The 14003-nt window shown below is 37.2% G+C and carries 8 protein-coding genes; 5 read left to right on the forward strand and 3 right to left on the reverse strand.

The window, feature by feature from the left end; all coding sequences use genetic code 11:
* Nucleotides 1-141 precede the first annotated feature (141 nt).
* From BLR37_RS09025 to BLR37_RS09040, 3 genes are all read right to left on the reverse strand, one after another.
* Entirely contained in the window at nucleotides 142-2004 is a 1863-nt protein-coding gene (locus BLR37_RS09025) for an ABC-F family ATP-binding cassette domain-containing protein (RefSeq protein WP_090767406.1), read from the reverse strand.
* Nucleotides 2005-2562: 558 nt separating this feature from the next.
* A complete protein-coding gene (ybeY, locus tag BLR37_RS09030; RefSeq protein WP_090767411.1) occupies nucleotides 2563-3000 on the reverse strand; it encodes an rRNA maturation RNase YbeY in 438 nt (145 codons plus the stop codon).
* A gap of 318 nt (nucleotides 3001-3318) precedes the next feature.
* The gene (locus tag BLR37_RS09040) at nucleotides 3319-6690 is read right to left on the reverse strand and encodes a DUF4175 family protein (protein ID WP_244154627.1); all 3372 of its coding nucleotides are present in this window, start codon (nucleotides 6688-6690) and stop codon (nucleotides 3319-3321) included.
* Nucleotides 6691-6948: 258 nt separating this feature from the next.
* On the opposite strand from BLR37_RS09040, the gene BLR37_RS09045 reads away from it, so the two are divergent.
* From BLR37_RS09045 to BLR37_RS09065, 5 genes are all read left to right on the forward strand, one after another.
* The gene (locus BLR37_RS09045; protein WP_090767417.1) at nucleotides 6949-7497 is read left to right on the forward strand and encodes an RNA polymerase sigma factor; all 549 of its coding nucleotides are present in this window, start codon (nucleotides 6949-6951) and stop codon (nucleotides 7495-7497) included.
* A 99-nt stretch (nucleotides 7498-7596) separates the two neighbouring features.
* Nucleotides 7597-8658: a FecR family protein gene (locus BLR37_RS09050; protein WP_090767420.1), complete on the forward strand. Its 1062-nt coding sequence runs from the start codon at nucleotides 7597-7599 to the stop codon at nucleotides 8656-8658.
* Between the two features lie 36 nt (nucleotides 8659-8694).
* Nucleotides 8695-11778: a SusC/RagA family TonB-linked outer membrane protein gene (locus BLR37_RS09055; protein ID WP_090767422.1), complete on the forward strand. Its 3084-nt coding sequence runs from the start codon at nucleotides 8695-8697 to the stop codon at nucleotides 11776-11778.
* Between the two features lie 10 nt (nucleotides 11779-11788).
* The gene (locus BLR37_RS09060; RefSeq protein ID WP_090767425.1) at nucleotides 11789-13222 is read left to right on the forward strand and encodes a RagB/SusD family nutrient uptake outer membrane protein; all 1434 of its coding nucleotides are present in this window, start codon (nucleotides 11789-11791) and stop codon (nucleotides 13220-13222) included.
* Nucleotides 13223-13238: 16 nt separating this feature from the next.
* Nucleotides 13239-14000: a DUF4843 domain-containing protein gene (locus BLR37_RS09065; RefSeq protein ID WP_090767428.1), complete on the forward strand. Its 762-nt coding sequence runs from the start codon at nucleotides 13239-13241 to the stop codon at nucleotides 13998-14000.
* Nucleotides 14001-14003 lie beyond the last annotated feature (3 nt).

Consider the following 14003-nt stretch of genomic DNA (forward strand, 5'->3'; position numbering starts at 1 on the left):
TTTGTATTTTATTAATTGTTCCACGTGAAACAATCTTGTTTTTTATTTAAAAGGATAGGAGTAAATTTTATTTTTCTCCTTTTTTATTTCAACGTTCCACGTGAAACATAACGCGGAAACCAGCATAGAATTGCTTTGATTTTATTCTGAAAGCTCAAGCCAGCGCATGGTATAATCATCTAGCTTTGCTTGCAGTTTTTCAATCTCTGCTGATACTTCTTGTATTTTAATGTAATCGGAAGCATTAATGCTATTTAAGGTTTGGGTAAGCTCTGCTATTTTGTTCTCCATTTCTTCCATTCCCTTTTCGCTATCTTCTAATTCTTTCTGCTCTTTGAAACTTAATTTTTTTGTTGCTTTAACTGGTGTTTGTTCTACAACAGGCTCCGGTGCTTTTTTAGTTTCAGCTTTTGCTTTAGGTTGTTCTAAGCTTAACCTGTACTCTGAGTAGTTACCATTGTAAATTTTTACAACACCTTCGCCTTCCATAATGAAGAGCTGGTCACTCATCTTGTCGAGCAGGTACCTGTCGTGAGAAACCAACATCAGGATGCCTGGGAAGTTTTCTAAAAATTCTTCCAATACATTTAAGGTATCAATGTCTAAGTCGTTTGTCGGCTCATCCAAAATCAGAAAATTTGGATTTTGCATTAATACCTTCATCAGGTTTAAACGTTTCTTTTCTCCACCGCTTAATTTCTCAACCATGCCATGTTGTTTCTTTGGTGGGAAGAGAAAAAGTGTTAATAGGGCAGAAGCGGTGATCACAGAACCATCAGCCATCTTAATATATTCGGCATCTGATTTTACAATATCAATTACACGTTCTTTTGGATCGAAAGTTAAACCACCTTGTTTATAATAGCCAAACACGGTTGTCTCTCCAGTATCTACCTTGCCACCTTCTGGTTTTAAATTGCTGGTGATGATATTTAGAAGTGTCGATTTACCTGTTCCATTTTTGCCGGCTAAACCAATACGATCGCCTTTTTTGAAAGTATAGCTGAAATCGTTGATGATCGGCCGGCCATCAAAGCTTTGTTTAATGTGTTCTAACTCGATTATCTTGCCACCCTGGCGTGACATCTTCATTTTTAGGGTAACATTCTGATTGTCAGTCTTTTTCTTAGTTTTTTCTTCTAATTCGTAAAAAGCATCGATCCTGGCCTGAGATTTCGTTGCACGCGCCTGTGGCATGCGTCTCATCCACTCCAATTCTTTCTTTAATAGCTGTTGGTTCTTATGTAAAACCGTTGCGTCCAGCGCTTCTCTTTCGGCTTTCTTTTCTAAGAAGTAGGCGTAATTTCCGTTATAGTTGAAAATTTTACCACGGTCTAATTCTACAATGGTATTGCAAACATTATCTAAAAAGTACCTGTCATGCGTAACCAGAAGAATGGTTTTCTGCCCGGTAGTTAAAAGTTTTTCTAACCATTCAATGGTATCTATATCCAAATGGTTGGTAGGCTCATCCAATACTAAAATTTCCGGATCTTCAATTAACAGTTTAGCCAAAGCCAAACGCTTCTTTTGTCCACCCGATAGGGTAGAAATTTTTTGCTGAAGATGAGTAATCCCCATCCGGTTAAGGATAGTTTTAATCTCATGCTCATATTCCCAGGCATTGTGTTCACTTAATTCCTCGTATAAACGGTTGAGTGTTTTTTCGTCGGGATTCGGATTTTCAATTAATTCCTCGTACTCTTTAATGAGCTGTTGCTGCTTATTCTCCAGCGAAAAGATGTGATCGCTAATCGAAAAGCCCTCGGTAAACTGAGGTTCCTGGTCTAGGAATCCAATTTTAACGGATTTATTTTTTACAATTTTACCTTCAAGCGGAGGGAACCTTTCGGCAAGTAATTTCAATAATGTACTCTTACCTGCGCCATTAATACCAACCAACGCCACGCGCTGCCCGGAGTTAATACCCAAGGTTAAATTTTTAAATAACCATTCGTCATGATAACCATGCCCTAAGCCTTCTGCCGCAATTAATGTGCTCAATTTTTTTGTATTTCGGATTTATAAAGAAAAATTAGTGCAAAGGTAAGTATAAATTATTTGGAACGTTGAACTGATTGTTTCAAAGCTGTTCTGTATCAGCTAAAAATGGCAGAAGATTGATGTATTGCTCTTGTGCCATAGGAGCGATTTAAACCTGAATAATACGTTTGTAAAAGAAAACAGCGGTCGGACTCGCTCCACCGCTGCTTCAATCATTAACTAAAACTAAACTTTATCTTGTGTGGTGCCTCGAAAATAATCCGTGCATCAACTTTAAATCATCATGTGGAAAGCATGAATAGATATGGATACTTTTCTTGCTATTTCTATGTATAAGACTGTTGTAAACAAGAAAAGTTGCAGCAGAATAAGCTGTATTATACCAGCAGAGATTAATTATCGACGAACGGTCGTAACTTTTAGACGAACGCTGATGAAAGGTGGGAAAGTATTGCGAAGGATCTAGGAAGAAAGGTAAATATGAAACCGACCGTTATCTTCGATGGAAAACAAGGGTGGATAAATAAGAGGTTCTTCGTTGCACTCAGAATGACAGGTTTAAATAAGACCTGCCTCGGCTCTGTAACCTAAGTGTTCATCTTCTTTTTGGGTCATAAGGGCTTTGGCTGCCTTTCCTTTGTCTTTATAACCCAATAAATGGAGGGTTCCGTGCATCATAATGCGGCAAACTTCATCAAATGCATCGGTTTTGAAAGTAATGGCATTCTCTTTAACCCGTTCAATGCTGATGAAAATATCACTTACAATTAACTTTTCTTCTTCAGAATTATCAAAAGTAATGATATCTGTATAAGTATCATGATTCAGGTATTGCTGGTTAATGCCTAGCAAGTACTCGTCACTACAGAAAATAAAATTAAGTTCGCCCAATTTGAAACCTTCTTTTTCGATACTGGTTTTAAGCCACTTCTTGATTTTAAGTTTTTGAGGGAGATTGTAGGTTACTGATTCTGTAAAAAACGATATTGCAGCCATGTTTGTGTTTTATGGTTGCAAATTTAGTAAATATTCCAATACCCGTTTGAAGGTGGGGCATATAAACAAATTGTCTTATAGGAGGTCCGTTTTAGGAAGAACAAAGGTTTTGGAATCCCCTAAAGGTATCGTCATTCCCAGCTTGACTGGCAATCTTAGTGCGAGATTAGTTGTAACTAAGATTTTAAAATTTTCTGTCTGCAGCAGGCAGGCTTTCCCGAAAAGCGGGGGCAGGCTATTGTTTCTCCTTGCAATAACGTGTTTTAGAGACCCTGAAATAAATCCGATAGCTATCGAATCATGGTGACGTATTCGTTGCTATTGTACCAAATTCAACGATTTTAAATACTCGGCTATTTTATTTTTATAATAGTAATTTAAAGCAGGAGGTAGTTTCTGCAGCATATCATTACCATTCTGTTGTTGTTTCTGGTAATCCTTAAGCATTTTCTGGTAAGAAGGCGGAAATTCTTTAGCGGCTTTACTTTCACGTTTCGAATCTTCTTCCTGATCGCGTTCAGCTTTTTCGGCTTCCAATAGCTTGGTAAGCAGTTCTTTCTGGCGGTTTAAAGTTTCCTGTTGTAAACGTTTATTAACCAGATCACTTTCAGTTTGTTTCATTTCCTGTATGGCTTCATTTAGGTTGCCCATTTTACCTTTGCCATCTTTGTTTTCCTCCCGGTTAATTTTTTCCAATGCCTGGCGGATCATTTGCTGTTGCTGGGCCATTTTACCAAACTCCTGACTCATTTGGCCTTTACCTACTGTGCCCTGATTACCTCCTGATTTCTGCATTTGCTCCCTTGCTTTCTGCATATTTTTATTCAGTTGATCCTGCATTTGCGAAAGCTGTTTCATGCCCTGTTTTTGTTTTTTGCCGCTACCACCACCTTTGCTGTTTTTCTGCATGTTTTGCAACTGGTTAAGGGCTTCACTCAGCATTAAGCTAAGATTATTGATAGAAGTCATGGTAAACTGCTGAAAACGGTTGGCTTCGGCTGTTCTTCTGTCGCCCAGGCTTTCCAAGCTCTTATCCAGGTTAAAGTTAATCTTATTCATCTCCTCATTAACAGTCGATTCGATTTGTGGAACGCGTTTACTTAAGCTGTAAAGGCTATCTGCAATGGTTTTGAGGTTATCTTTAATGCTGCGTTGCTTCTGCACATTACTGGTATAACTGGGATCTGCAGCTGTCATTTTTTTAAGTGCCAGCATTACTTTTTCCTGATCGAAAGAGTTATTGAGGAGATTTTCAAGCAATCTGCGCAGTTCTTTGGCATTCAGGTTGTTTTCCATCTCTTCTCCCTGTTGCTGCATATCGCTCATTTTTTTCGATAGCTTTTCCATCTGCTCAGCTGCTTTTTGTTGTTTTTGGCTGGCATTTTTCGAATCTTTTTGATCTAAAGCATCTTTACTGTCTTGTTGCTCTTTCTGGATTTCCTGTACATCTTTCTCCGGATTTTCAAAAGGATTAGGTCTTTCCAGTGACTTATTTTTTTCTTCGAGCTTTTTCAGATCGTCTTTCAGGTCTTTCATTTCCTTGTTCAGCGCATCCTGTTTCTGCTTCAAGCTCTCGTTATCCTGTTTTTTATCTTTTGTTTGATCAGCAAGCTCTTTTTGGTCTTTTGCCAGTTCGTTTAAGCGGTTAATATCGTTTTGGAGCTGCTGCTCAAATTCAAGCTGTTTATAGAGTTCTAAAATCCTATCGAGTTCATTTTTAAGCGTTTTATTATCCAGCTGCATTTTTGAAAGCTCATTTTGGGTCTGATCTTTATTTTTTTCGTTAATCAGATTCTGCAGCTTCTGCAAAAGCTCTTTTGTTTTTTCGTCTAAAACATTATCAAACAGGTCTTTAATTTGTTTTTGCTTTTCAAGCAGTTCTTCTGTTTGTTTCTGGTCTTCCTGCTGCTGAATGTTTTTCTCGTTTTGTTCTTTAATCTCTTTTACGGCCGCATCAAGCTGCTTTTGTTTATCCAAAAGGGCTTCAATCTGTTTTTTGTCTTCAAACGAAATCTGTTTTTTATCGATCAGACTTTCGGCAACCTTTTTACTTTCCTTTTCGATGGTATTGGCCAAACGGATAGCCGATTGCATTTTTTGTTTAAGGGCCTGGCTATTGGCACTTACCTGTTCTGCAGTTTCTTTTTTGGTAGGCTGTTTAAATGTTTTGATCTCCGAACGGGTAATTTTAACACCATTAACACCATCGTTATCAGCTACTTCAAAGTAATATTCAATTTCTTGCCCGGGTTTGGCTGCTGCAGCTTTAATATCCCAGAAATAAAAGAAACTATTTTCGGTAGCATTACTTTTTATTGGGATATTTTTAGTTACTGTGCTTACAATCCGGTTGTTTTCTTTAATGTTGTATTTGAAACTGAGCCGGCTAAAACCATAATCGTCGCTTACCTGACCATTAAAGTACAGTGCTTTGTTACTTACCGAGTCAGGTTTCTCTTCTACGCGAATACCCGGAGCCTGATCTTTAATTACCGTAATCTGGTGTGAAAGTGAATCGCGGAGGGTTACAAAATCATTTTTAGGCGTAATGCTGTATTTCGAATTATTTCTTATAGTAGCACTAAAAGCAGCAGCATCGTCTTCAATTTTCAATGTGTTTTCTGCTCCGTTCAGCATAAACAGGAGCACACTACTTTTTTCTGTCTTGAAATTCCAGTTTACTTTTGTTCCCTCAGGTAGGAGCATATCGCCCACATTTGAAATTACTTCAGCTTTTTTACCCAGATAGGCTGGGAAGGTAAGTGTAGCTGTGGCGTTTAACAATTCTGGACGTGGCTTAACCGAAATGGTAAATACAGCAGAATTAAATCCACCGCCTTTGAAAATCAGTTTTTTATCGGTTTGTATATTTTTAATAGGATAATTAAACCGGGTAGTGCCTTCTTTTTCGGCTTTGTAGGTGTTTTTGCCATCTTCTACATAAACTTCGGCAGGCAATTGGTCGCCGGTTAGCTTAATATTTAGCATTACATCATCACCCTGTGTAACTGTGAGGTTCTTATTTAGGACTGTAAATGCAAAAGGTGCTTTGGGTGCAATGTATTCATCGTACTTAAAAAAACTGTTGGTGCCATCGCGTAAAATAGCCGGAGCAATAATACCGATCAAAAGAATAATAGAAAGTGGAACGAACAGATATTTTAAATATTTACGGTTATCATTTATGCTTACCGCAGTATAAAAAGGAACAGGTTTAAGCTCCAGTATTTTTTGATCAATACTGGCCAGGATCAGTTGGTTATTTTCGGACGATTTTTCTGAAAGATGATGAAGTTGAAGGGTATTAAGCAGTTTATCTTTAATATCGGCAAAATGATCGCCTATAATTACTGAAGCTTCATCAAAAGAAAGATGTTTACCTAGTTTTAGCATCGCCAGGAGCGGTTTTAAGATTAGAAAACCGATCAGCAACAAACCCGTGAGTAGGTAGGCAAAGAAAACGAAGGTTTTAAAACCAGCGCCTGGATTTAAATAATAAAGGCTTAAAAATACGAGCAGGTAAAGCCCTAAAAGAATGGCTGCAACGTAGATACTACCCCGTAAAATCTTATTCAAATAAAATTTGCGGATAAATTCGTCGATTTTTCTTAATAAGTCGTTGTAGTTTTTGCTCACCATATCACCGTAAATGTAAAAATTGTTAGCATCAATTAAAAGAAATCTGCTCATAGCATAACGTGTTTATTACAAATTGGTTATGTGCGGCGTATTTTTCAATTTAATGCCAAAACGGACTAAAACCGATTATGTAGCTTAAAATCAGACAAACGTTTGTTTAACGTCGCAGAGTTAATTTTTTTAAGAAAATGTGTTAAAAATTTTACTATAAGTTGATATTTACTTAATGAAAAAATATCTTTGGTTTATCAACCTCTCGAAAGAACTATTAAATCATCCCTTTTTAATATTTGTTAGGATAGCAAACTAATGAACCATGTTGCTGATTTAGCGTCGGGTTGCTTACAAACTTTTCAAACCGTTTATAGTTTGTTCAACCAAAAACTTTATGCTTATATTCTGAAGAAAACCAATTCAGCATATATGGCAGAAGAGGTGGTGCAGCTTACTTTTATCCGTTTATGGGAAAAACGCGAGACTTTATCGGCAGAGTACAATCTTTCTACCCAGATTTTCAGAATAGCGGGAACAATTTTAATCGATCAGTTAAGAAAAGAAGCGGTGAGTAAAAAACACCTGAGTGTTGTTGAAGACGATTTTGCCTTAAAAACAGATACCGAACAACCTGAAATGCTTCATGCCCTTGAACAAGCTATTGAACAGATGGCTCCCGTGCGTAAAAAGGTATTCAAAATGAGTAAAGTTGATGGTTATTCGTACAAAGAGATAGCAGAAATGCTTTCTATTTCGCCAAAAACTGTAGAAAATCACATTTCGCAGGCATTAAAACAGCTTAGGGCTGCTTTTTCTTCTATTATTTCGCTGGCTGTTATTATGGAGGCCATAATCAAGAAATAATTCACCTGATTTTTAATCCTCAGCACATTATTTTTAAAAATTATCTAAAATATTTTTACTCCACTAGGGGTAAAGCGCTTTCAAAAACGTAATGTAGTTATGCAAATCAACCAAAAACTTGTGGAGAAGTTTTTTTCTGGCCAATGTACTGCCGCGGAAGCCCGTATGGTAAGTGAGTACCTGGCTGATGAAAACAACCGCGAAATTTATTTAAACAGCGAGGAATGGGAACATTTTGAGCCTGTAGAAAAGGTTGATGCAACAATTTCGGACCGGATTTATGTCAATGTAATCGATCATATTCACGATAAACGGGAAACCAGACGTATCCGTTTCAGATACCTGGCTTATGCGGCATCAATTGCATTAATTGCGACGGTAGGATTGGTAGCTTACAAACTGGGGAGTAACCGTATTACAAATACGAGCCATTCGGCTATCAACCGGATAAAACCCGTTACCAGGATTGAAAAGTTTATTACCAATACTTCAGCAGTAAAACAAACCTATACTTTACCTGATGGAACCATAGTTGAACTGGATCCGAAAAGTGAAGTCAGTTATTTTCCTTTTGATCAGGGAAAAAGGGATGTTAATTTAATTGGCCAGGCTTTATTCAGGGTGCATAAAGATAAAGCGAAACCTTTTACTGTTTTTGCCAATAACCTGGCAACCACAGCTTTGGGTACTGTTTTTGAAATTACCGCATTTAAAAAAGATTTATATACTAAAGTGCGGTTAATTGAAGGAAAGGTAGTGGTTAAGCCTCAAAACAAGCTCTTATCGGCCGGGGTAGAAACCGTGTATTTATTACCGGGAAAGGTATTTACGGTAAATATGCAGACTTACGCAGCCAGCGTTAAGCCGTTTAATGTTGTGGCGCCTAAAAAACTGGAGACATTGGATTCTGGAAAGGCAATTGTAACCGAAGCAGCCATTGTTTTTGACAATGAACCGCTATCAGAGGTTTTTAATACACTCGAAACTAAACTGAACATAAAAATAAATTATACTACAAATCAGCTTAATAAAAAGGTATTTACAGGGCAATATGAATTCGGACGCGATGACATTGATGCTTTCTTAGATATGCTTTGTTCATTAAATAATCTGACTGTAGATAAAACAGATGTGGGATATACGATAAAGAAGATTAAATAGAAACCAGCGTACAACTAAACCAAACAAACTAACTTCATGATTAAAATTTTTACTAAAAGGAGCGTTCCAAAACGCGCCCTGCTGCTACTGCTTTGTCTTTACCTTGGGGTAAAGGCTTATGCACAAACACCTGCAGTTAAGGGAGTTGTGAAAGATGCCAAAGAAACTATTGTAGGAGCCACCATTATTGCGCAAAACGTGCAAACAGGGGTAAGAACTACAACCTCATCTGATAAAAACGGGGTATTTACTTTCGTCAGATTAGCGTCCGGACCATACAAATTCACCATTAATTTTATTGGCTACGAATCAAAAATCGTAACAGGGTTTGTAAAAGAGGGGGGCACCTTTTCACTATCGGTTGAGCTAAAACAAAGTAATATATCTCTTGATAAAGAGGTTGTTGTTACGGGTACAGGTATTAATAGAAATAAAAATACTTTTACCGGAAGTACAGCAACGTTCTCCGGTGATGCCCTTAAAATGGTTGGAAATAATAACATTATCCAAAGCTTAAGAACTTTAGATCCTTCTTTCTTATTGATAGAAAATAATCTGGCGGGTTCTAATCCAAATGTTTTACCTGTTATTGAGGTAAGGGGTAAAAGTAGTGTACCGAGTGCCAGTTTAAGAGATCAGTTTGGAGGAGATCCGAATCAACCCTTATTTATTTTAGATGGTTTTGAATCAAGTTTACAAACCATTGTGGATTTGGATATGAACAGGGTGGGATCGGTTACAATACTAAAAGATGCGGCATCAACCGCTTTGTATGGCGCCCGAGCATCGAATGGGGTAGTTGTTATTGAAACCATACGACCAAAACCCGGTGAACTTCAATTTACCTATTCGAATGATTTCAGGGTAGAAAACCCGGATTTGTCTGGATACAATATGATGAATGCGTCAGAAAAACTTGAGTTTGAGCGATTATCTGGCAGGTATTCCACCTCTGATGGTAACCCGACTCAGCAAGTTTTTTTAGATCAGCTTTATAACTCGCATCTGGCAGCAGTTAGAAAAGGAGTTGACAGCTATTGGTTAAGCGAGCCGATACAGACCGGCTATAGTAATAACTCATCGGTATTTGTACAAGGTGGTGATAATACCTTTACTTACGGTGTGGGTATGAATTATAAAACTCAAACAGGTGCAATGAAAGGTTCGGGAAGAGATAGCTACAGCGGAAGCATTAACCTTACTTACAGAAAAAACAAATTGAACGTAAATAATGTGACTTACATTCGGGGTTACTCAGCATTTAATTCTCCATATGGTTCATTTGCTGATTACGTAAATGCCAACCCATATTACGAAAAGAATTACACAAACCGATATTTGGAAGTTACGCGACAAACTAACGGCACAGAAATAAAAGTTAGAAATCCCTTATATGACGCTACGCTTCCTCAGTATGATAATACCAAAAATTTAGAGGTTCAGAATAATTTGAATATCAACTACGATTTAACCAAAGATTTAAGGTTAAACGGAGCCCTTCAAATTACAAAGGGGAATACAAATGCAAAAAAATTTCGGGCACCTGAAAGCAGCGAATTCGAAGATGTTACTTTATTAAGAAAAGGAACTTACAGGGATAGCAGCGGTACTAATTTGTCTTATCAGGCAAATGTATTGCTTACCTATTATAAAGTAATTGCTGAAAAGCATACGCTGAATGCGAATTTCAGGGCAACAGTTAACGAAAGCCAAAACAGCGACTATTACACGATTTTAGAGGGGTTTCCACAGGGAAGCAATGGTAATCCACGTTTCGCCTATGGTTATTCGATAAGTAACCCTCCTGGTGCTTCATCCAGAGTTTACAGGACCCTGAACGGGACTATTTCTGCAAATTATGCTTATGATAATCGATTTTTGGTCGATGGATCGTACAGATTGGATGGTTCTACTGCTTTTGGAAGAAACAAACAGTTTTCGCCATACTACTCTGTTGGTTTAGGTTGGAATATTCATAACGAAGACTTTTTTAAAGGAAAGACATGGATAAACAGATTAAAGATTTTTGGAAACATTGGTGTAACGGGTAACCAAAATTATGGTAATGTAACTTCCGTTTCTGTTTACAATTACAATAGTAACAGCAACTACAATCAATTTGGGCAGGGCATTGGCTTAACTACATTGGGTAATCCTGATTTGGCTCCACAAAAAACTACGCAGATTAGTGGAGGAATAGATTTTATGCTTTTTAGCAGCAGATTTACGGGTTATATTAATGCTTACAATAAAAAAACGGATCCACTGGTTGTTGCTGTTGATCTTCCATCTTCAACAGGAGTATTCAGTTACCCTTTAAATGCAGGCACTTTAACCTATAAAGGAGTAGAAGCAAAGTTAAATTACTCTCCGATTTACAACCCGGCCAAAAGGGTTGTATTAATGATTGGTCTTACTGGATCAATGTTTAAAAGTAAGTATGCAGACTTCGGAAATACTTTAAACTCATTAAATAAGCAACAAGAGTTAAATAAATCAACGTTAAGATTTACGGATGGTTATAGTGCTGAAACCATTTGGGCAGCTAAATCTTTAGGTATTGATCCTGCAACCGGCAGAGAAATATTTTTAACGCCAAGTGGTCAGTATTCTTTTGATTATAATGCTGCAAATATATTACCGGTAGGCAATACAACGCCTACAGTTGAAGGAGTATTTACTACCAATTTAATGTATAAAGGTTTTAATTTGGGTATTAACCTGAGGTATAAGCTCGGGGGAGATATATTTAATAGGGCTTTGTTCGAAAAGGTAGAAAATATTAGTTTTTCTAGCATTACACTTAATCAGGATAGAAGAGCACTTTATGACAGGTGGCAAAATCCTGGTGATATAGCTCAGTTTAAATCTATTTCTCAAACCGCTACAACACCAATTTCTTCGCGATTTGTACAAAAGGAAAATGTAATAACCGGGGAATCTTTCAATCTGGGTTACACTTTCGATAATAATGTATGGGTGCGAAAACTGGGCATGCGTTCATTTAATATCAATGCATTAGCCAGCGATATTTTCACTGCATCGACAGTTAGGCGCGAACGGGGAATAAACTATCCTTATGCCAGAACAGTAGCGTTTAGTTTCAGGGCTTCATTTTAAACATAGAGAGATGAAAAAGAATAACATAAAATTATTTGTAACAGCAGTTGCATTGTCTCTGTTGTTTGGTGGATGTAAAAAATTCCTTGATGTTCAACCCGAAGACAAGGTTTTAGAAACGCAGGTTTTTTCTAGCAAAAGTGGTATTAATACCGCTTTAAATGGATTATACATTAATTTATCTAAGGGAGATTTATATGGCGAAAACCTTACGCTTTCTACTTTAGATATTTTAGCGCAGAGATATAATATCGCATCAACTCACGATTTATACAAAATTGCATCTTATGCCTATGCAGATAAGCCGGCAATTACAAAGTTTGATGCTATCTGGACTCAGGCATATTCCAATATTTTAAATATTAATAGCTTTTTAGAAAATTTAGAAAAATATAGTGGTGTATTGGACGCCAAAACGGAGTCGCTTTATAAAGGTGAAGCCATTGCGATGAGAGCGCTTTTGCATTTCGATATGTTACGTATTTACGGACCAAGATATAGCACAGCCGATTCTACTAAACAATCTATTCCATATTATGAAAATAGTCAGTCAAAAATTAATCCGCTTCTGCCTGCTAACCAGGCTATGCAGAAAGTCTTAACTGACCTTCTGAAAGCTGAAACATTACTTAAAGACGATATAATAACTACAACTGTTGGTGTTAACCCACCTGTAGCAAATGGCGATGTTGACTTTGCAAATAACGCCAGAAACTATCGCTTAAATTATTATGCGGTAAAGGGCTTACAGGCACGTGCTTATTTGTATAGGGGAGATAAAGTTTCTGCTTTGGCAGCAGCTAAAGTAGTTATTCAACAAGCAGATAAATTTAAATGGACTACAACTACAAATGCACTGAGCGAAAAAGTAAATCCTGACCGGGTATTCACTACAGAAATGATTTTAGGCATTATGAATACACAGCTATATAATAACTACCTAAACTTATTTGATCCGGCAGTATCTGACCCTAAAATTTTAGCTCCGGCAGCTGCCAGGTTAAGTGCTGTTTTCGAATCAAACGAAAGTGACTATAGATATAATTTAAACTGGCAAATACCATCAACGGGCATAAAGAGTTTCCGTACTTTTTACAAATATGCCGATGTAGTAGATAAAACTAAGGCATTCAGGTTTACTATTCCGCTTTTGAAAATCAGCGAAATATATTACATCGCAGCCGAGTGCGAGCCGGTAGCTGCAGATGGGATTAACCAGCTTAACATTGTTCGTTTTAACCGTGGCTTAACTAATCTTGCTGCTACTGTTAACGTTAATACAGAATTGCAAAAAGAATATCAAAAGGAATTTTTTGGAGAAGGCCAGTTATTTTATTACTACAAGCGTAGAAATGTAACCTCAGTTGGAAACGGAACAGGAAGCGGCAATATTACGATTGTTCCTGTAGTTCCTTTACCATTATCAGAAAGTCAATATCGCTAACCTCAAAAATAATTCCATGAACAAAATTAAATTTTATGTAGCAGGTTTATTCCTATTGATATTGGCAAACGCCTGTAAAAAGAACCTGGAAACTTACAGTGGCAAAAACAACATCTATTTTAACGAGGCAGGGAGATTACCTGCTTTTACAGGTGAGGTAATCAAAGATTCGACAGTAATGTCTTTTTCGTTGGCTAAAAGTACGGATTCGGTTGTAAATATGATTATTAAAACAACGGGAGCGTTAAGCAGCGAAGACCGTACTTATAAATTAATTATCGACCCGGTTTCGACCGCAATAGCTGGAAAGCATTTTGATGCACTACCTCAAACATTTAGTATTAAAAAGAACAAACTTCAGGATACAGTTAAGATAAAATTTCACAGAACGGCTGATTTGCAGACTCAAAACTTTACACTGTTTTTTAAGCTTGAGGCGAATGAAAACTTTGTTACCGATATGGTTGATAAGGTAATTAATACCACAACCGGACAAAGATTAAGTTTTATCAGATACAGATGGTTTTTAAATGATATCATAAAAAAACCAGGAAGATGGTTAGATGGATATTTAGGCACTTTTACCCGGAAAAAGCTAAGCCTGTTGGTTCAGGTATTAAATGTCGATCCATCATATTTGGATACATCAGTGTCAATAGCAGAAATGACAGCCTACGGCAAATTTATGCAACGGTATTTAAACGAGCAAAAAGCGGCAGGAAATACCATTTACGAAGAAGATGGTTCGGAAATGATTATGGGTGTATCCGTTCAATAATAC

Origin of the sequence: Pedobacter soli (assembly GCF_900101435.1) — a bacterium.
GTDB classification, from domain to species: Bacteria; Bacteroidota; Bacteroidia; order Sphingobacteriales; family Sphingobacteriaceae; genus Pedobacter; species Pedobacter soli.